Consider the following 19921-nt stretch of genomic DNA (forward strand, 5'->3'; position numbering starts at 1 on the left):
CAAGCCATTGGATCCGCGGGATCCGCGTCTCAGTCAAAACTGGGAATAATGTTGGCCTTGTCGATCATATCGATCGGCAACAGGAACTCATGGTCTTCTACCTGCACCACGACGTCCTGCTCTTCTACACCGCGCAGAAGGCCCTGAAAGTTGCGTCGCCCTTCAAAGGGAGAACGCAGCTTGATCTTCACTTGTTCACCGGCAAATTTTGCAAACTGATCAATAGTGAACAGTGGGCGTTCCATGCCAGGCGAGGAAACTTCGAGGGTGTATTCAACGGAGATCGGATCTTCAACATCCAGGACACCGCTGATCTGACGGCTGACAATGGCACAATCGTCCACCAGCACGCCGCCCTCTTTATCGATATAAACGCGCAACATTGAGTGGCGACCTTGAGCCGAAAACTCAATACCCCAGCATTCATAGCCTAGGGCCACGATCACCGGGGCCAACAAGGCCTGCAACTCTTCTAGCTTGCTCGACACCTGAACCCCCTCGTGCATGTATGTGCATGCTGTGCAAAATAAAAAAATGGGCGAAACGCCCATCCTTGAAACGCCGTCGAACAGCGGCGTTGAAAGTGTCCAGCTAACAAAAAGCCCCTTAAAAGGGGCTCCGCTAAAACTGGTTGCGGGGGCCGGATTTGAACCGACGACCTTCGGGTTATGAGCCCGACGAGCTACCAGACTGCTCCACCCCGCGACAAAGCTGGGGCGGAAGTATACGACCGATCCCTTACAGGGTCAATGTAACCTTCCACCTACAAGAAAGCCCGCAACAGCGGGCTCTCCTGATAATTGGTACCGAGAAGGGGACTCGAACCCCTACACCCTATGGGCACAACCACCTCAAGGTTGCGTGTCTACCAATTCCACCACCTCGGCAATACAGCGTTTACAACCTTCTTACTTCTGCTCTTGAGCTGGAGGTACGTCAGTCGCTGGAGTAGCCGACTTTTGCTCTTGAAGCACCGGGACATCATCAGAAGCCGGTTTTGCTTTTGGTACTTCCAACACTGCTGGATTTGGGAGACCTACTTGAGTCAGCACATGAGCTTTCTCTTTAGCAAAGTAACCTAACCCCAAGCTGGTTATGAAGAAACCGGCGGCAAGTATAGCAGTAAACTTACTAAGAAAGGTAGAGGAACCTTGGCTTCCGAACACAGTATTTGAAGCACCTGCCCCGAAAGACGCACCAGCGTCCGCACCTTTACCCTGCTGCAGCAAAACCAGAGCAACTACGCCCAGTGCACCCAGCAGATGAAAAACAACGATGACTGTTTCCAGCATTTTTTCAGTTTCCCGCGGCGCGACAAATCGCACCGAACTCATCTGCATTCAGGGAAGCTCCACCAATGAGCCCCCCATCGATATCCGGCATGCCGAACAGTTCGACCGCATTGGCCGCCTTCACGCTGCCGCCGTATAGAAGCCGCACACCTCGTGCGACCTCAGAATTCTCTGCCGCCAACTGCGCGCGGATGGCTGCGTGCACATCCTGCGCCTGTTGCGGCGAAGCAGTCAGCCCGGTGCCAATGGCCCAGACCGGCTCGTAAGCGATTACTGCATTTGCAAAGGCACCGACTCCCAGCTCCTCGATGATGCTGCCCAGCTGACGCCCGACAACTTCAAGAGTTTTACCTGACTCACGCTGCTCAAGGGTCTCCCCTATGCACAACACCGGAATCAAGCCACAAGCCTGTGCCGCTGCGAACTTGCGATTGAGTGTCCCATCACGCTCGCCCATGATCTGGCGGCGCTCGGAGTGCCCAACAAGCACCAGGGAGCAACCCGCATCAACCAGCTGACTCGGTGCAATCTCACCGGTCAACGCACCTTGCATGGATTCCACCGCAGAGTTCTGCGCGCCGACCTGAATCGACTTACCTTTCAAGCCATCAATCACTTGATTGATATACAAGCAAGGCGGGAATACCGCGACATCAACACCGCCAGGCAAGGCCAAGTGACGAAGGCCGTTGATCAGCTCAGCGACACTGGCGCGGGTACCGTGCATCTTCCAGTTACCAGCTACCATAGTGCGACGCATGCTGTACCTCGTCGGTCAAAGTGGGCGCAGATGTTACCCAACCACATCATCACTGGCAAGCCGAATTCAGGCGCAAACTTCAGTTACCAGTTTTGCCAGCTCTTCGGCATAGCCGCGAACCTGTGTTTCGTCCTCGCCTTCGACCATGACACGCACCAAAGGCTCGGTACCCGACTTGCGCAACAAGACCCGACCACGACCCGCCATCGCAGCAGTGACGCGCTCACTGGCCTCTTTCACGGCCGGATGCTCGATAGGGTTGTCACCGCCCGCAAAGCGCACGTTGAGCAGTACTTGAGGGCACTTGCGCAGTGCTTGGCGCGCCTGGGCCAGGCTTTCTTCGCGACGACGCAGCGCCAGCAGCACCTGCAGCGCGGCGATGATCGCATCTCCGGTAGTCGTGTGCTGGAAGCAGACGATATGACCAGAGTTTTCGCCACCCACTTGCCAATTACGCTCCAGCAGATCAGCAATCACGTAGCGGTCACCGACATTGGCGCGCACAAACGGAATACCCAGATCTGCCAGGGCCAGCTCCAGCCCTAGATTGCTCATCAAGGTGCCGACGACACCGCCTTGCAGCTTGTTACGCTCGTGCAAGTCGCGGGCAATGATGAACAACAGGTCGTCGCCATCAACAATTGCGCCCGTATGGTCGACCATCAAGACCCGGTCACCATCACCATCGAACGCGATGCCCAGGTCAGCATGTTCAGCCAGTACAGCCGCCTGCAACTGCCCCATATGAGTCGAGCCGCAGTTGTCGTTGATGTTCAAGCCATTCGGCTGGGCCGACAGCACAGTAACGTCTGCGCCAAGCTCCTTGAACACACTCGGAGCCACTTTGTAGGTCGCGCCGTGAGCACAGTCGATGACGACTTTCAGTCCGGCAAAATTGGTACTGCTTGGTACGCTGCTTTTGCAGAATTCGATGTAACGACCAGAAGCGTCGTTAATTCGTGAAACCTTGCCCAGCTTGCTCGATTCAACGACGGTCATCGGCGCATCCAGCAACTCTTCGATCATGTGCTCGATCTCGTCCGGCAGCTTGGTGCCCTGGCCCGAGAAGAACTTGATACCGTTGTCATCGTGAGGATTGTGCGAAGCACTGATCACAATACCGGCTTCAGCGTGGAAGGTACGCGTCAGGTAAGCGATCGCCGGCGTAGGCATCGGCCCCAGCAGCATCACATCAGCGCCGGCAGCAGAAAGACCCGCCTCCAGCGCGGACTCAAACATGTAACCCGAGATACGCGTGTCTTTGCCCACCAGGATGCGGCAGGCACCCATGCTGCGGAACGCCATCCCGGCAGCCCAGCCCAGCTTGAGCATGAAATCGGGAGTAATCGGAAATTCGCCGACCCGACCGCGAATGCCATCCGTGCCAAAATACTTTTTAGTCATAAGTGCTCCATCATTCTTATTCGGCTGATTCAACCGCTGCGATCATTCGCACCACATCTACCGTCTCGGCCACGTCATGGACGCGCAAGATACGTGCACCCTTGACCACGGCAAGTGCCGCAAGTGCCAGGCCGCCATGCAGCCGCTCACCCACCGGACGATTCAACGCCAGACCTATCATGCTCTTGCGCGAAACGCCGACCAACAAAGGGCGACCAAGGGCATGCAGGGATTCCATATGCTTGAACAGACTTAAATTGTGCTGCAAGGTTTTGGCAAAGCCAAACCCCGGATCGAGGATTATCCGCTCAGGGGCAATCCCCACGGCTGCACATTGAGCCATGCGCTCGGCAAGGAAGCCTTTCACCTCACCGACCAGGTTGTCGTAATGCGGGTCATCCTGCATCGTCCCCGGCTCACCGAGCATATGCATCAGGCAAACTGGCAGGCCCGTGGCGGCAGCGGCATCCAAGGCACCGTCTCGCTGCAAGGAACGCACATCGTTGATCAACCCGGCGCCCAGCCGCGCAGTTTCGCGCATGACGGCCGGCGTCGAGGTGTCGACAGAGATGATCACATCCAGCTCTCGGTGGATGCGCTCGACAATCGGCGCAACCCGCCCCAGCTCTTCCAGAGGAGAAACTGCACGCGCCCCGGGACGGGTCGATTCGCCACCGACATCAATCAGGGTCGCCCCGGCAGCCACCATAGCTTCCGCATGGCGCAGCGCAGCATCAAGCTGACTGAAGCGGCCGCCGTCGGAAAAGGAATCAGGGGTTACATTGAGAATGCCCATGACGTGTGTATGGGCCAAATCAAGAACCCGGCTGCCGCAAGGCAACCGGGTCGAGGACAACGCAGAAGTCATTTCAAACCTTAATGGTCAGCAGCCGGGCCGCCGATCGGGGCTTCAGGACGCTCGTTCTGTACTACTGGCGGAGTGCCCGAAGTACCCGAACCACCTTCCCAATCGCGAGGCTCGCGAGGCGTACGACCGGCCATGATGTCGTCGATCTGCTCGGCATCAATGGTCTCGTACTTCATCAGGGCATCCGCCATGGCGTCGAGCTTGTCACGGTTATCGGAGAGGATCTGCTTGGCCGTGCCGTAGCACTGGTCAATGATGCTGCGCACTTCGGAATCGATCAGCTTGGCTGTCTCGCCGGAGAAGCTGGCAGCTTGACCGCCACCACCGCGACCCAGGAACACTTCACCTTCTTCCTCGGCATACATCAAAGGACCGAGTTTTTCCGACAGGCCCCACTTGGTCACCATGTTCCGTGCAATCTGGCTGGCACGCATGATGTCGTTGGAGGCGCCGGTGGTAACACCGTCAAAGCCCAAGGTCATCTCTTCCGCGATCCGGCCGCCATACAGCGAGCAGATCTGGCTGATCAAGGCACGCTTGGAGAGGCTGTAGCGATCCTCTTCCGGCAGGAACATGGTAACGCCCAGCGCCCGGCCACGAGGAATGATCGACACCTTGTAGACCGGATCATGCTCAGGCACAACGCGACCAACAATGGCGTGACCGGCTTCGTGATAAGCAGTGTTCTGCTTCTCTTTCTCGGACATGACCATGGATTTGCGCTCGGCGCCCATCATGATCTTGTCTTTCGCCAGTTCGAACTCTTTCATTTCGACGATGCGCTTGCCGGTACGCGCGGCAAACAGCGACGCCTCGTTCACCAGGTTGGCAAGGTCAGCACCGGAGAAGCCTGGAGTACCACGGGCAATCACGGCCGGAGCCACGTCGTCGCCCATTGGCACTTTGCGCATGTGCACTTTCAGAATTTGTTCACGACCGCGGATGTCCGGCAGACCAACCACAACCTGACGGTCGAAACGGCCCGGACGCAACAGCGCAGGGTCGAGTACGTCTGGACGGTTGGTCGCAGCAATCACGATGATGCCGTCGTTCATTTCGAAGCCGTCCATCTCAACCAGCAACTGGTTAAGAGTTTGCTCACGCTCATCATGACCGCCACCCATGCCGGCGCCACGATGGCGACCAACGGCGTCGATTTCATCGATGAAGATGATGCATGGCGCGTGCTTCTTGGCCTGTTCGAACATATCGCGAACACGGCTGGCACCGACACCGACGAACATTTCGACGAAGTCGGAACCGGAAATGGTGAAGAAAGGTACTTTGGCTTCGCCCGCAATGGCCTTGGCCAACAGGGTTTTACCGGTACCTGGCGGGCCAACCATCAGCACGCCGCGAGGAATACGACCACCCAGGCGCTGGAACTTGCCCGGATCCCGCAGGAATTCAACCAACTCGCCCACTTCTTCCTTGGCTTCGTCGCAACCAGCAACGTCAGCCAGGGTGGTTTTCACCTGATCTTCGGAAAGCAGGCGCGCCTTGCTCTTGCCGAAGCTCATCGGCCCGCCCTTGCCTCCCGCACCACCTTGCATCTGGCGCATGAAGAACATGAATACGGCGATGATCACCAGGATAGGGAAGCTGGCCACCAGGAGCTGGGTCCAGATGCTCTGCTGTTCAGGCTGTTTGCCTTCAACGACCACATGGTTATCCACCAGGTCGCCGATCAGGCCATTGTCCTGGATTGCCGGACGAATGGTCTTGAAGCTGTCGCCATCGTTGCGTTTGCCGGTAATCACGTAGCCGTCAACTGCTACGCGCTCGACCTTGCCATCCTTAACTTGCTGGATGAAGTCGGAATAGTTGAGGGTCTGCGGCTCGTTAGGGCTGGAGAAGTTGTTCATCACCGTCACGAGGACAGCCGCGATGATCAACCACAGGATAAGATTCTTTGCCATATCGTTCAATTAACTACCCTCTGAAGCAAGCTCCGCTACTGGCGCGTGCTTCGCATGATATTCACCGGCCTAACTTACTACATTACCTACAACTCTGGCAGGCGCCGTCTGTAACCCTTTGTGAAACTTTGACTACACAATATTCGTAAAGCTTCGTGACGAAAGCGATATAAAAAAACCTATCGCCTCCGTCAAATTTCTCAAAAACGCTCTTCACTCGCAGCGCCTTCAATGCCACGGAAGCCGCGACCCAGCAAATACTGCTCACGGGACCTGTCCCGGGAAGAGTCAGGTTTACGTGTCTGTACCTTGTCGAACAGCTTGCGGATGTTCTTGTGATACTCGTCGAAGCCTTCACCCTGGAAGACCTTGACCAGAAAATCACCACCCGGACGTAGTACCCGTCCCGCCAGATCCAGTGCCAATTCGCAGAGGAACATGGCTCGCGGCATATCAACAGCTGGTAATCCACTCATATTGGGGGCCATATCGGAAATCACAAGGTCTACCTGCGAATTACCGACGGCTTCCAGTATCTGTGCCAGCACTTCATCCTGGGTAAAATCGCCGTGAACAAAGGTCACGTCCGGGATGCTGTCCATTTCCAGGATATCGGAAGCAATCAAACGACCTTGTCCACCAATCAGACGACTGGTCACTTGGGACCAGCCACCCGGGGCGGCACCCAGGTCGATAACGCTCATGCCAGGGCGGATCAACTTGTCCTTTTCCTGGATCTCCAGCAGCTTGTAGCTGGCCCGGGAGCGGTAGCCATCCTTTTGCGCCATTTTGACGTAAGGGTCGTTGAAATGCTCTTGCAGCCACTTAAGGCTAGTTTTGGAACGGGCCACGGGCCACCTCGAAAATAAAACGGGTCGTGATTAACTGGGCGGTCCCGGACTCGCTCGGGTAAACTGGCCGCCGCTTTTTACAAGATCAGACGCAGGGGTCAGATTATGCCGCTCACTCAAGAGCAGAAGAAACAGTACAAATCCATTGGCCACCATCTGAAACCAGTTTTGACTGTGGCTGACAACGGTTTGACTGAAGGTGTGTTAGCCGAACTTGAACGCGCATTGGGCGATCACGAACTGATCAAAATCAAGGTCAGCATCCTTGATCGCGAGGCGCGCCTGGCAGCCATTGCAGAACTGTGCAAGGCTGGCAAAGCGGACCTGGTTCAGGTCATCGGCAAGATGGCGCTGCTGTATCGCAAGAACTTCAGCGTCAACAAGCAACTGTCGAACGTACACCGCTTCAAGTGAAATAAGGGTCACGGGCGTGCTTCGCGCGCCCTGCCACTCCATCCTGGCGCCGGCTGTACAACCAGCACCAACCCGGAAAACCCTAGCACAAGATAGCTGAACAGCTGCCAGCGCAACGCTTCCGGCAGAAAGATGCGCACTACGCAAAACATTGCGCACGCATACAGCGCCATCAACAGCAGTTGCCCGCGTATATCCCGCCACAAACTCTCCAAGCCTTCGGCCTTGATCAGCACCAGCGCCTGAAGCGTCACGCACGCCGCTGCAAACCCCACCAGCAACGCACTCAGTAATCCGCCGACCTCATCGATCAGCAACGGTGCCAGGCCTATCAGGCCCAGCACCGGCAGAACACCAATGTGTAACAGCCATAGGCCGCCGACCCAAAGCATCTGGGCAAACTGCCAAAGCATGGCGCCCGCATGAAGCGGGCGCCGTCTTTCAGATGTGACGAACTTCGACAATCTCGTACTCGATCACGCCACCAGGCGTCTTGACGGCCACCACATCCCCCTCTTCCTTGGCAATCAAGGCGCGGGCGAGCGGCGAACCGACGGAGATCTTGCCGAGTTTGAAGTCGGCCTCATCTTCACCCACGATGTGGTAAACCACGCTTTCGTCAGTCTCGACGTTGGCGATTTCCACGGTGGTGCCGAAAATCACCTTGCCGGTCTTCGGAATGGTCGTGACGTCGATGATCACCGCATTCTGCATACGGCCTTCAATGTCACGGATACGCGCCTCGACCATACCTTGCTGCTCGCGGGCAGCATGGTATTCAGCGTTTTCCTTCAGGTCACCCAGTTCACGGGCCGTACCGATGTCCTGGCTCAGCTTCGGACGGACGACCTTGGTCAGGTGAGCGTGCTCTTCTTCCAGGGCTTTTGCGCCCTGGACGGTCATTGGGTATTTGATCATGCCTTCAATCCTGCGTGTAGATCCTGCAAGCGACGCACGGTTTTTTCAGGACCGAACTTGAGCGCTTCGCAGATAGCTTCGCCAGCAGCAATGGTAGTGGTGCAGTAGATCTTGTGCTGCAAGGCGTTACGACGAATGGAGTAGGAGTCCGCGATCGACTGGCGACCTTCGGTGGTGTTGATGATCAGGGTAACTTCGTCATTCTTGATCATGTCGACCACGTGTGGACGGCCTTCCGTCACCTTGTTCACGCGACGTACTTTCAGTCCGGCAGCCTCGATCAGCTTGGCGGTCCCGGCAGTAGCCACGACTTCGAAGCCCAAGTTGATCAGATCACGGGCCACGCCCGCAACCAGTGGCTTGTCATCATCGCGCACGCTGATGAACGCAGTACCGCCGGTCGGCAGCACTTCGCTGGCGCCCATCTGGGCTTTGGCGAACGCTTCACCGAAGGTATCGCCCACGCCCATCACTTCACCGGTGGACTTCATCTCTGGGCCCAGGATCGGGTCCACACCAGGGAATTTGGCGAATGGGAACACCGCCTCTTTCACGCTGTAGAAGTTCGGAATGATTTCCTTGGTGAAACCGATTTCCTTCAAGGTCTTACCGGCCATCACACGGGCTGCAATCATCGCCAGGGACACACCGATGCACTTGGAAACAAATGGCACGGTACGCGAAGCGCGCGGGTTGACTTCGATGACGTAGATGTCTTCGCCTTGCAGCGCCAACTGTACGTTCATCAGGCCAACCACACCCAGTTCCAGGGCCATTTTCTTGACCTGTTCGCGCATCTCGTCCTGGATGTGCGCAGGCAGCGAGTACGGCGGCAGCGAGCAAGCGGAGTCACCGGAGTGAACGCCAGCCTGTTCGATGTGCTGCATGATCGCGCCGATCACCACATCGGTGCCGTCGCAGACCGCATCCACGTCCATCTCGATGGCGCAGTTAAGGAAGTGGTCCAGCAGCACCGGGCTGTCGTTGGACACTTTCACCGCATCACGCAGGTAACGCTTGAGTTCGTCTTCTTCGTAGACGATTTCCATCGCCCGGCCGCCCAGTACGTAGGACGGACGCACCACCAGCGGGTAACCAATCTTGCTCGCTGCGCGGATCGCTTCGTCTTCGCTGCGCACAGTGGCGTTTGGCGGCTGACGCAGGTTCAGGCGCTCAACCATCTGCTGGAAGCGCTCACGGTCTTCGGCACGGTCGATAGCGTCAGGGCTGGTACCGATGATCGGTACGCCAGCAGCTTCAAGTGCGCGAGCCAGTTTCAACGGGGTTTGGCCGCCGTACTGAACGATCACGCCTTTTGGCTTCTCGACGCGGCAGATCTCCAGTACGTCTTCCAGCGTTACCGGCTCGAAGTACAGACGGTCGGAAGTGTCGTAGTCGGTGGAAACAGTTTCCGGGTTGCAGTTGACCATGATGGTCTCGTACCCGTCTTCGCGCAGGGCGAGAGCGGCGTGTACGCAGCAATAATCGAACTCGATGCCTTGGCCGATACGGTTTGGACCGCCACCCAGGATCATGATTTTGTCGCGGCCCGACGGCGCTGCTTCGCACTCCTCCTCGTAGGTGGAGTACATATACGCCGTGTCGGTTGCGAACTCGGCCGCACAGGTATCAACGCGCTTGTAGACCGGGAAGATATCCAGCTTGTGGCGATGCGTGCGCAGGTTCTTTTCGGTCACGCCCAGCAGCTTGGCCAAACGCATGTCGGAGAAGCCTTTGCGCTTGAGGCGGAACATCAGGTCGCGGTCGATAGAAGACAGACCGAGGGTCTTGACCTTCTCTTCTTCCTTGATCAGATCTTCGATCTGTACCAGGAACCACGGGTCGATCATGTTCATGCCGAAGATGTCTTCGACGGTCATGCCGGCGCGGAAAGCATCGGCCACGTACCAGATACGCTCGGCACCCGGCACGGTCAGCTCGCGCTTGAGCACGCTCATGCTTTCCGGATTGCTCAGGTCGAGTTTCTCGTCCAGGCCGCAAACACCCACTTCCAGGCCACGCAGGGCTTTCTGCAGGGACTCCTGGAAGGTCCGGCCGATGGCCATGACTTCACCGACCGACTTCATCTGAGTGGTCAGACGGGCGTCGGCTTTCGGGAATTTCTCGAAAGCGAAGCGTGGCAGCTTGGTGACGACGTAGTCGATCGACGGCTCGAAGGATGCCGGCGTCGCGCCGCCAGTGATTTCGTTCTGCAGCTCGTCCAATGTGTAACCGATCGCCAACTTGGCAGCGATGCGCGCAATCGGGAAGCCGGTAGCTTTCGATGCCAGCGCCGAAGAACGCGATACACGCGGGTTCATCTCGATCACAACCATGCGGCCAGTGTCCGGGCAGATGCCGAACTGGACGTTGGAGCCACCGGTTTCCACGCCAATCTCACGCAGTACCGCCAAAGAGGCGTTACGCATGATCTGGTATTCCTTGTCCGTCAGGGTCTGTGCCGGCGCAACGGTGATCGAGTCACCGGTGTGCACGCCCATTGGGTCAAAGTTTTCGATCGAGCAAACGATGATGCAGTTGTCCTTCTTATCGCGGACAACCTCCATCTCATATTCTTTCCAGCCGATCAGGGATTCGTCGATCAGCAGCTCTTTGGTCGGAGACAAGTCCAGACCGCGGGCGCAGATTTCTTCGAACTCTTCACGGTTGTAGGCGATACCGCCACCGGTGCCGCCCATGGTGAAGGACGGCCGGATGATGCACGGGAAGCCAAGCTTCTCGAGGACCGCATTGGCCTCTTCCATGCTGTGGGCGATACCGGAACGCGGGCAATCAAGGCCGATGGACTTCATGGCCTTGTCGAAACGCGAACGGTCTTCAGCCTTGTCGATGGTGTCGGCATTGGCGCCGATCATCTCTACGCCGAACTTCTCCAGGACGCCTTCGCGCTCAAGGTCCAGTGCGCAGTTCAGAGCGGTCTGGCCACCCATGGTTGGCAGCAGCGCGTCCGGACGCTCTTTTTCGATGATCTTGGCAACGGTCTGCCACTTGATCGGCTCGATGTAGGTGGCGTCGGCCATGTCCGGGTCGGTCATGATGGTGGCCGGGTTGGAGTTCACCAGGATGACGCGATAACCCTCTTCGCGCAGGGCTTTACAGGCCTGGGCGCCGGAGTAGTCGAATTCGCAGGCCTGGCCGATCACGATCGGGCCAGCGCCGAGAATCAGGATGCTTTTTATGTCTGTACGTTTTGGCATGGGTTTGTCACTCAAATCCGCAGGTCAGTCGGCAAGCCGTCTTGAACAATCTTTGAAGAGCCCGAGGGGGCCGCCGGTTTCCCGGGCCACCCTCAGGCCGCTCACTTAGCGTCGCTTGGCCATCTCATTGATGAAACGGTCGAACAGCGGTGCTACGTCGTTCGGGCCCGGGCTTGCTTCAGGGTGGCCCTGGAAGCTGAACGCGCTCTTGTCGGTGCGCTCGATGCCTTGCAGGGAACCGTCGAACAGCGACTTGTGAATCGCCCGGACGTTGCCCGGCAGCGTCGCTTCGTCCACGGCAAAACCGTGGTTCTGGCTGGTGATCATCACAACGCCAGTGTCCAGATCCTGCACCGGGTGGTTGGCACCGTGGTGGCCGTGGCCCATTTTCAGGGTCTTGGCGCCGGAGGCCAGGGCCAGCAGCTGGTGGCCGAGGCAGATGCCGAATACCGGAATCTCGGTTTCCAGCACTTCCTTGATGGCCTTGATGGCGTAGTCGCAAGGCTCCGGGTCACCCGGGCCGTTGGACAGGAACACGCCGTCCGGCTGCAAAGCCAGTACGTCGCTGGCCGGGGCTTGCGCCGGCACCACGGTCACGCGGCAACCGCGCTCGACCAGCATGCGCAGGATGTTGTGCTTGATACCGTAGTCGTAGGCAACAACGTGGTACGGCAGCTCGGAAGCTTCGATGGTTGCGTGGCTGTCGGTCTTCAAGTCCCATACAGTGGAGCGCCACTCGTACTTTTCCTTGGTGCTGACGACTTTCGCCAGGTCCATGCCTTTCAGGCCAGGAAAACCTTGGGCCGCTGCAATCGCTGCTTCTTCGGAGATGTTGTCACCGGCCATGATGCAGCCGTTCTGCGAACCTTTTTCACGCAGGATGCGTGTCAGGCGACGCGTATCGATACCGGCGATCGCCACAACGTTGTTGGCTTTCAGGTAATCGGACAGGGACATCGTGTTACGCCAGTTGCTCGCAACCAGTGGCAGGTCACGAATGACCAGGCCAGCCGACCAGACACGATCAGACTCGGCATCTTCCGGTGTAGTACCGGTGTTGCCGATGTGCGGATAGGTCAGGGTAACGATCTGTTGGGCGTAGGAAGGATCGGTAAGGATTTCCTGATAGCCTGTCATGGCGGTGTTGAACACCACCTCTCCAACGGTCTGACCGTCGGCTCCAATGGCTTCGCCGCGAAAAATGCTGCCATCAGCAAGGGCGAGTATGGCTGGCTTAGTCAAGAAGACCTCCCGTAAATAAAGCCTGAAAGGGCGATCGCAGGTTGTAAAAAAGCGGAGTGACGTATGGACACGTCACCCCGCTTCTTCACCGAATTATTCTGCGCGCTTTTAGTGGACACACTAAAGCTGTAGCTTACAGAAAAAGGCTTTTTTGGTCCACCGCTAATGAGCCTTAAAGGCAGGGGAATGCGACAGGACGTCGCTTAGCGGGTAAAAACGGGGCCTTAGAATAATCCTGAGGCCCCGTTTTAGCTACTTCTTAATGCAGGTCCAGCACGTCACGCATGTCGTACAAGGCCGGCGTACGACCCTCCAGCCACAGCGCCGCACGTACGGCACCCTTGGCGAACGTCATGCGGCTCGACGCCTTATGGGTGATCTCAAGACGCTCACCCTCGGTTGCAAACAGCACCGTGTGGTCACCCACCACGTCACCACCGCGCACAGTGGCAAAACCAATGGTGTCGTGAGCACGAGCACCGGTGTGACCCTCGCGGCCATACACCGCCACTTTCGACAGGTCACGCCCAAGGGCATCGGCAATCGCCTCGCCCATGCGCAGCGCCGTCCCGGATGGCGCATCGATCTTGTGCCGGTGATGAGTCTCGATGATCTCGATGTCTGCCTCATCCCCCATCACGCGCGCCGCCATGTCGAGCAGCTTCAGCGACAGATTGACGCCGACGCTGAAGTTGGCCGCGAACACGATAGGAATATCCTTGCCCGCCTCCACCAGCAGCTGCTTTTGCTCGGCGCTCAGACCGGTCGTGCCGATCACCATGGCTTTGCCCGCCTTGCGGCAGAACGCCAGGTTTTTCAGCATCACTTCCGGCAGGGTGAAATCAATCAGCACGTCGAACTCGTCAGCGACATGTTCCAGATTACCGGACAACGAAACGCCAATCCGCCCCAGGGATGCCAGCTCACCAGCGTCGGCACCAATCAAGGTACTGCCGGGACGCACAATCGCCGCCGTCAGCCCGGAGGCCGGCGAGCGCGCCTGTACGGCCTCGACCAGGGTTTTGCCCATGCGCCCGGCAGCGCCCATCACCGCGATACGTCGCATACTCACTTCCTTACAGGTCGCCGAAGAAGCGCTTCACGCCTTCGAACCAACCAGTGGTCTTTGGCGAATGAGTGTCATCGCCGGCCAGGGAGCTGCGGAATTCCTCCAACAGCTCACGCTGACGACGACCCAGGTTCACCGGCGTCTCTACCGCCACACGACACATCAAGTCGCCAGCACCGCCACCGCGCACCGGCGCAACGCCTTTGCCACGGATACGGAACTGCTTGCCGGTCTGCGTGCCCTCAGGGATCTTCAGCTTGACCCGACCGTCCAGCGTCGGAATCTCAAGCTCGCCACCCAAGGCTGCATCGACAAAGCTGATCGGCACTTCACAGAACAGATGCTTGCCGTCACGCTGGAAGATCGAGTGCTCGCGCACATTGATCACCACGTACAGGTCGCCCGTCGGGCCGCCCTGAGTACCCGCCTCGCCTTCACCCGACAGACGAATGCGGTCGCCGGTATCAACACCCGCCGGCACTTTCACCGAGAGGGTCTTGTACTCTTCGACACGCCCTTCGCCGTGGCACGAATCGCACGGGTCGGAAATGATCTTGCCCTGGCCATGGCAGCGCGGGCAGGTTTGCTGCACCGAGAAGAAGCCTTGCTGCATGCGTACTTGGCCGATGCCGCCGCAAGTCGGGCAAGTGATCGGCGAGGAGCCTTTCTTGGCACCCGAACCGTCGCACGGCTTGCAGTTCACCAGCGTCGGAACGCGGATATTAACGCTGGTGCCACGCACTGCCTCTTCCAGGTTCAGCTCCAGGGTGTAGCGCAGGTCGCTGCCACGCTGGGCACCGCCACGCTGGCCACCGCGGCCGCCGCCAAAGAAGTCGCTGAACACGTCGCCGAAAATATCGGAGAAGTTCTGGCCACCGAAACCGGCACCGCCGCCGCCCATGCTTGGGTCAACACCGGCATGGCCGTACTGATCGTACGCGGCACGCTTGTTTGGATCACACAGGCATTCGTAGGCCTCGTTGGCCTCTTTGAACAGTTCTTCGGATTCTTTGTTATCCGGATTACGGTCCGGGTGGTGCTTCATCGCCAGGCGACGGTAAGCCTTTTTCAGGTCCGCCTCGCTGGAGCCGCGCTCCACACCCAACACTTCGTAATAGTCACGCTTTGCCATAAGTCTTTGCACTCTTAAGGACGTCCGGCAAAACCCTCCTGAGCCTTGCCAAACTCGTTGAGCCCCAATACAGGCCCGGACCCAACTCACGTCAATTCAACGATCCTGGTCGTTACTGCTTTCAGCCGGCAACCGGCCAAAAACGCGGTGACTGTCGTCCGGAAAGCAGGAGCATTCCCGATCACACCGCCAGCATCCGAGCGTTGTCGCATGCTGTAAAAATTCGCGTACCCCAGACACGCCAACGCGGGAGCAAGCTCCCGCGCGGCGACATCCTACCAGTCACCGCTTGTAAGCGGTCAACCGGGCGACCAAGTTACTTCTGGTCTTTGACTTCTTCGAACTCGGCATCGACAACATCGTCGTGCTTGGCTTCAGGTTCTGCCTGGTGTGCAGCACCGTCAGCCGGCTGGCCTTGTTCGGCGTACATTTTCTGAGCCACTGGCGCAGAGACTTTCGACAGTTCTTCAACCTTGGCTTCGATAGCGGCCTTGTCGTCGCCTTTAACTGCGGCTTCCAGGGCTACTACGGCTGCTTCGATTGCAGTTTTCTCTTCGGCAGTCACTTTGTCGCCAGCGTCAGCGATCATTTTGCGCGTCGAGTGAACCAGTGCATCACCCTGGTTACGGGCAGCGGCCAGCTCTTCAAACTTGCGGTCTTCGTCAGCGTTGGCTTCAGCATCACGGATCATCTGCTGAATTTCTTCCTCGGACAGACCCGAGTTAGCCTTGATCACGATCGACTGAGTCTTGCCGGTGGCCTTGTCTTTGGCGCCTACGTGCAGGATGCCGTTGGCGTCGATGTCGAAGGTCACTTCAATTTGTGGCACGCCACGTGGTGCTGGTGGAATCTCGGCCAGGTCGAACTTGCCCAGGGACTTGTTCTGACCGGCTTGCTTACGCTCACCTTGCAGCACGTGAATGGTCACGGCGCCCTGGTTGTCATCGGCAGTCGAGAACACTTGCGATTTCTTGGTAGGAATCGTGGTGTTTTTCTCGATCAGCGCGGTCATCACGCCACCCATGGTTTCGATACCCAGGGTCAGCGGGCTGACGTCCAGCAGCAGAACGTCTTTCACGTCACCGGCCAATACCGCGCCCTGGATGGCAGCACCCATGGCAACCGCTTCGTCCGGGTTCACGTCTTTACGCGCTTCTTTACCGAAGAATTCGGTAACCAGCTTCTGAACCAGTGGCATACGGGTCTGACCGCCGACCAGGATCACGTCGTTGATCGCGCCAACGTCGATACCCGAGTCTTTCAACGCAATGCGGCAAGGCTCGATGGTGCGTTGAACCAGGTCTTCTACCAGCGACTCCAGCTTGGCGCGGGAGATTTTCACGTTCAAGTGCTTAGGACCGGTGGCGTCTGCAGTGATGTACGGCAGGTTCACGTCGGTCGAATTGCTCGAAGACAGTTCGATCTTGGCTTTCTCAGCGGCTTCTTTCAGGCGCTGCATCGCCAGCGGGTCACCCTTGAGGTTCATGCCGCTTTCTTTCTTGAATTCGTCGACGAGGTAGTCGATCAGACGAATGTCAAAGTCTTCACCGCCCAGGAACGTGTCACCGTTGGTGGCCAACACTTCGAACTGGTGCTCGCCATCGACTTCAGCGATTTCGATCACGGAAACGTCGAAGGTACCGCCACCCAGGTCGTAAACGATCACGGTGTGATCGCCCTTGGCCTTGTCCATACCGTAAGCCAGAGCGGCCGCGGTTGGTTCGTTGATGATACGTTTTACGTCCAGGCCAGCAATACGGCCGGCGTCTTTGGTCGCCTGGCGCTGGCTGTCGTTGAAGTAGGCCGGAACGGTGATCACCGCTTCAGTCACTGCTTCACCGAGGTAGTCTTCGGCGGTTTTCTTCATCTTTTTCAAGATTTCAGCCGAAATTTGTGGCGGCGACATTTTCTGGCCGTTCACTTCAACCCAGGCGTCACCGTTGTCAGCCTTGGCGATTTTGTACGGGACCATCTTGATGTCTTTCTGTACGACTTCTTCGTCGAACTTACGACCGATCAGACGCTTCACCGCATACAGGGTGTTATGCGGATTGGTCACAGCTTGACGCTTGGCGGACTGGCCTACCAGGATTTCGCCGTCGTTGGCATAAGCCACGATGGACGGGGTAGTACGTGCGCCTTCGGCGTTTTCAATAACTTTGGATACGCCGTTTTCCAGCACGGAGACGCAGGAGTTGGTAGTCCCCAGGTCGATACCGATAATTTTGCCCATGATTTACTCTCCCGAAACTTGGATTTTTTTGCCGCAGCAGTGGTGGCTAACTGCGGCATGACTTAAACGCTTGACTTATAGATGGGGCCGTTACGACTTATTTCAAGCCTGCTCATCAATCGAAGGTGCAACAGGTGCAGGAGCCTTGCTCACTACAACCATCGCCGGGCGCAGCAAGCGACCGTTGAGCTGGTAACCCTTCTGGAACACCTTCAATACGCTGTTCGGCTCAAGATCAGCGTTTTCCTGCATCGCCATCGCTTGATGATGCTCGGCATTGAACGGCTCACCGCCTTGCGGATCGATGGCTTCCAGCTGATAACGCTTCAGGGTGTCCTGGAACATTTTCAGGGTCAGTTCGATCCCTTCGCGCATTGGGCGGATGTTTTCGTCGTCCGGGTTGGACAGCTCAAGGCCACGCTCCAGGCTGTCGATGATCGGCAACAGATCACCGGCAAATTTTTCCAGGGCGAATTTGTGAGCCTTTTCTACATCCTGCTCGGCGCGGCGGCGGACGTTCTGCAGATCAGCGGCAACACGCAACGATTGATCCTGTGCGCCGGCCAATTGCTCTTCGAGCACTTGCACACGAGCTGCCAGGTCTTCACCTGCTGCCTGGTTGGCGTCTGGATTTTGCGTATCCTGCGTCTGTTCGTCAGCCATAGATTTCTCCTTTCAAAATCATGCGCGAACTCGACTCGCGCTTCTGTTCCGGTATATGGGGCCACAATTTTCAGGTTCAAGGGTTGAGGCGTTACCAAAAGTCTTTCACTTGCCCTGGATCAATTCTTCCCGGTCATTCCCCGTCGCACTTAAAAAGCCAGCCATTCAAGCAAATCGGACTAAGCATCAGGATTGTCACCCCCAAACAAAACACTGTATAAATAACCAGACCTAAAGCCTGGGAGCGGCCGTCATGCTGGTGCACCTGTCCGTACATAACTACGCCATCGTTGAACATCTGGATCTTGAACTGGATCGCGGGATGAGCGTAATCACAGGCGAAACCGGCGCCGGTAAGTCGATCATGCTCGACGCCCTGGGCCTGACCCTGGGTGATCGCGCCGACAGCGGCGTGGTTCGCCCGGGCGCCGATAAGGCCGACATCCTCGCCACCTTTGACCTGGCCGACATCCCGGAAGCCGAGGTCTGGCTTGCCGAGCGCGACCTTAATAATGAAGGACCGTGCATCCTGCGCCGGGTGATCACTGCCGAAGGGCGCTCCCGCGGCTATATAAATGGCACACCCTGCCCGCTTGGCGACTTGAAAGCCCTGGGCGAGCTGCTGATCGATATCCATAGCCAGCATGAACACCAATCCCTGCTGAAAACCGACACCCATCGCCGACTTCTCGACGAGTATGCCGGTGCCACCGACCTTGCACGCCAGGTGCAATTGGCCGCTCAGCGCTGGCGCCAAACCCGCCAGGAACTGGAGCGCCTCTCCAACTCCGGCGATGAGCAGCGCGCCCGCCACCAACTGCTCAGCTATCAACTGGAAGAGCTGGAAAGCCTGGGGCTCGGCGAGACGGAACTGGAGCAACTGGAGCAGGAACACAAAAACCTGACCAACGCCGAAACCCTGCTGGGCATTTGCCGGCAAGTGGTGGAACAGTGCAGCGAAAGTGATTCCGGCAATGTGCTCAACGCCCTGACGGCGAGCCTCAATCGCCTGTCCAGCGTGAACAATGCCTCCGGCTCACTGAATGAAGCCACCACGTTGCTGACCAGCGCGCAAATTCAGGTAGAAGAAGCCGTCGGCGAGCTGAACCGCTTTCTCGATCACTTCGATGCCGACCCGGCTCGCCTGCAGGATATAGAAGAGCGCCTGGACACCATCTACACCCTGGCGCGCAAACACCGGATCCAGCCGACCGAAGTCGCGACCATGCAGCAAAAGCTGCTGGATGAAATCGAAACCCTGAATGCCAATGATGAATCCATTGAGCGACTGGGCGAAGAGTTGGCGTCCTTTGCTCGCCACTATCAGGAAAAAGCCCGAGAGCTGAGCGACCTGCGTCATCAGGCTGCCACTGGCCTGGCCAGTGCGGTAGAACAGGAAATCCAGCGATTGGGCATGCCCGGCGGGCGTTTCACCATCGAGCTGCACACCAACACCAGCAACGAGCTGCTGCCTAACGGGCTTGAGCAGGTAGAGCTGCTGGTCAGTGCGAACCCAGGCCAACCACTCAAGGCGCTGGCCAAAGTGGCATCCGGCGGCGAACTGTCGCGGATCAGCCTCGCGATCCAGGTGATCACGGCCCAGACCTCACGCGTGCCAACGCTGGTATTCGATGAAGTGGACGTCGGGATCGGCGGCCCGACTGCCGAGATTGTTGGTCAACTATTGCGCCGACTGGGCGATCGCGGCCAGGTACTGACCGTCACTCACTTGCCACAAGTGGCTGCTCAAGGGCACCAGCACCTATTCGTGCACAAGGTACGGGGCAGCGATGCCACTCATACCGCCGTGTCCAAGCTGAACAAGACCGAACGGGTAGAAGAAGTCGCGCGGATGCTCGGAGGCATTGACCTGACCAAAGAATCCTTGGCTCACGCGAAGAAAATGGTGGTCACCGCGAAGGTCTAAGGCTCAGCTCA

At 57.8% G+C, this 19921-nt stretch carries 17 protein-coding genes and 2 tRNA genes; 2 read left to right on the top strand and 17 right to left on the bottom strand.

Annotation, left to right across the window (positions count from 1 at the left end; genetic code table 11):
* Positions 1 to 29: 29 nt before the first annotated feature.
* The 9 genes from rimP to rlmE all read right to left on the bottom strand — a co-directional run bounded on the left by rimP (position 30) and on the right by rlmE (position 7094).
* A complete protein-coding gene (rimP, locus tag AU074_RS04830) occupies positions 30 to 488 on the bottom strand; it encodes a ribosome maturation factor RimP (protein WP_159442625.1) in 459 nt (152 codons plus the stop codon).
* A gap of 140 nt (positions 489 to 628) precedes the next feature.
* Positions 629 to 705, bottom strand: a tRNA-Met gene (locus tag AU074_RS04835).
* 96 nt (positions 706 to 801) lie between these two features.
* Positions 802 to 887 (bottom strand) — tRNA-Leu (locus AU074_RS04840).
* A gap of 21 nt (positions 888 to 908) precedes the next feature.
* On the bottom strand, positions 909 to 1292 hold the full coding sequence (secG, locus tag AU074_RS04845; protein ID WP_026078118.1) for a preprotein translocase subunit SecG: 384 nt from the start codon (positions 1290 to 1292) through the stop codon (positions 909 to 911).
* A gap of 4 nt (positions 1293 to 1296) precedes the next feature.
* On the bottom strand, positions 1297 to 2052 hold the full coding sequence (gene tpiA / locus AU074_RS04850; protein ID WP_010174326.1) for a triose-phosphate isomerase: 756 nt from the start codon (positions 2050 to 2052) through the stop codon (positions 1297 to 1299).
* A 66-nt stretch (positions 2053 to 2118) separates the two neighbouring features.
* Positions 2119 to 3456: a phosphoglucosamine mutase gene (gene glmM / locus AU074_RS04855; RefSeq protein ID WP_003212196.1), complete on the bottom strand. Its 1338-nt coding sequence runs from the start codon at positions 3454 to 3456 to the stop codon at positions 2119 to 2121.
* Positions 3457 to 3472: 16 nt separating this feature from the next.
* On the bottom strand, positions 3473 to 4324 hold the full coding sequence (folP, locus tag AU074_RS04860) for a dihydropteroate synthase (protein ID WP_076013753.1): 852 nt from the start codon (positions 4322 to 4324) through the stop codon (positions 3473 to 3475).
* A gap of 8 nt (positions 4325 to 4332) precedes the next feature.
* Complete coding sequence (gene ftsH, locus AU074_RS04865; protein WP_076013754.1) at positions 4333 to 6243, bottom strand: ATP-dependent zinc metalloprotease FtsH; 1911 nt, start codon at positions 6241 to 6243, stop codon at positions 4333 to 4335.
* 200 nt (positions 6244 to 6443) lie between these two features.
* The gene (gene rlmE / locus AU074_RS04870) at positions 6444 to 7094 is read right to left on the bottom strand and encodes a 23S rRNA (uridine(2552)-2'-O)-methyltransferase RlmE (RefSeq protein ID WP_003212203.1); all 651 of its coding nucleotides are present in this window, start codon (positions 7092 to 7094) and stop codon (positions 6444 to 6446) included.
* Between the two features lie 105 nt (positions 7095 to 7199).
* On the opposite strand from rlmE, the gene yhbY reads away from it, so the two are divergent.
* Entirely contained in the window at positions 7200 to 7508 is a 309-nt protein-coding gene (yhbY, locus tag AU074_RS04875; RefSeq protein ID WP_076013755.1) for a ribosome assembly RNA-binding protein YhbY, read from the top strand.
* Positions 7509 to 7516: 8 nt separating this feature from the next.
* Here the strand turns inward: yhbY and AU074_RS04880 are convergent, their stop codons facing one another.
* The 8 genes from AU074_RS04880 to grpE all read right to left on the bottom strand — a co-directional run bounded on the left by AU074_RS04880 (position 7517) and on the right by grpE (position 17983).
* Positions 7517 to 7921: an MFS transporter gene (locus tag AU074_RS04880; protein WP_076013756.1), complete on the bottom strand. Its 405-nt coding sequence runs from the start codon at positions 7919 to 7921 to the stop codon at positions 7517 to 7519.
* 28 nt (positions 7922 to 7949) lie between these two features.
* Positions 7950 to 8426: a transcription elongation factor GreA gene (greA, locus tag AU074_RS04885; RefSeq protein WP_076013757.1), complete on the bottom strand. Its 477-nt coding sequence runs from the start codon at positions 8424 to 8426 to the stop codon at positions 7950 to 7952.
* On the bottom strand, positions 8423 to 11644 hold the full coding sequence (gene carB, locus AU074_RS04890) for a carbamoyl-phosphate synthase large subunit (protein ID WP_076013758.1): 3222 nt from the start codon (positions 11642 to 11644) through the stop codon (positions 8423 to 8425). The genes greA and carB overlap by 4 nt, the downstream gene beginning before the upstream one ends.
* Positions 11645 to 11749: 105 nt before the next feature.
* A complete protein-coding gene (carA, locus tag AU074_RS04895; protein WP_076013759.1) occupies positions 11750 to 12886 on the bottom strand; it encodes a glutamine-hydrolyzing carbamoyl-phosphate synthase small subunit in 1137 nt (378 codons plus the stop codon).
* 259 nt (positions 12887 to 13145) lie between these two features.
* Positions 13146 to 13952 (bottom strand): 4-hydroxy-tetrahydrodipicolinate reductase, encoded by an 807-nt coding sequence (dapB, locus tag AU074_RS04900; RefSeq protein ID WP_076013760.1) that lies wholly within the window; start codon positions 13950 to 13952, stop codon positions 13146 to 13148.
* 10 nt (positions 13953 to 13962) lie between these two features.
* A complete protein-coding gene (gene dnaJ / locus AU074_RS04905; RefSeq protein WP_063033218.1) occupies positions 13963 to 15087 on the bottom strand; it encodes a molecular chaperone DnaJ in 1125 nt (374 codons plus the stop codon).
* A gap of 316 nt (positions 15088 to 15403) precedes the next feature.
* Positions 15404 to 17320, bottom strand: a complete 1917-nt coding sequence (gene dnaK / locus AU074_RS04910; protein WP_063033219.1) for a molecular chaperone DnaK — start codon at positions 17318 to 17320, stop codon at positions 15404 to 15406.
* Between the two features lie 102 nt (positions 17321 to 17422).
* Entirely contained in the window at positions 17423 to 17983 is a 561-nt protein-coding gene (gene grpE, locus AU074_RS04915; RefSeq protein WP_003212224.1) for a nucleotide exchange factor GrpE, read from the bottom strand.
* A 253-nt stretch (positions 17984 to 18236) separates the two neighbouring features.
* Here grpE and recN point away from each other — a divergent pair, with 253 nt between their 5' ends.
* On the top strand, positions 18237 to 19910 hold the full coding sequence (gene recN, locus AU074_RS04920; RefSeq protein ID WP_076013761.1) for a DNA repair protein RecN: 1674 nt from the start codon (positions 18237 to 18239) through the stop codon (positions 19908 to 19910).
* Positions 19911 to 19921: the final 11 nt, after the last annotated feature.

This window comes from Pseudomonas sp. ATCC PTA-122608, assembly GCF_001952855.1.
Classification (GTDB): domain Bacteria; phylum Pseudomonadota; class Gammaproteobacteria; order Pseudomonadales; family Pseudomonadaceae; genus Aquipseudomonas.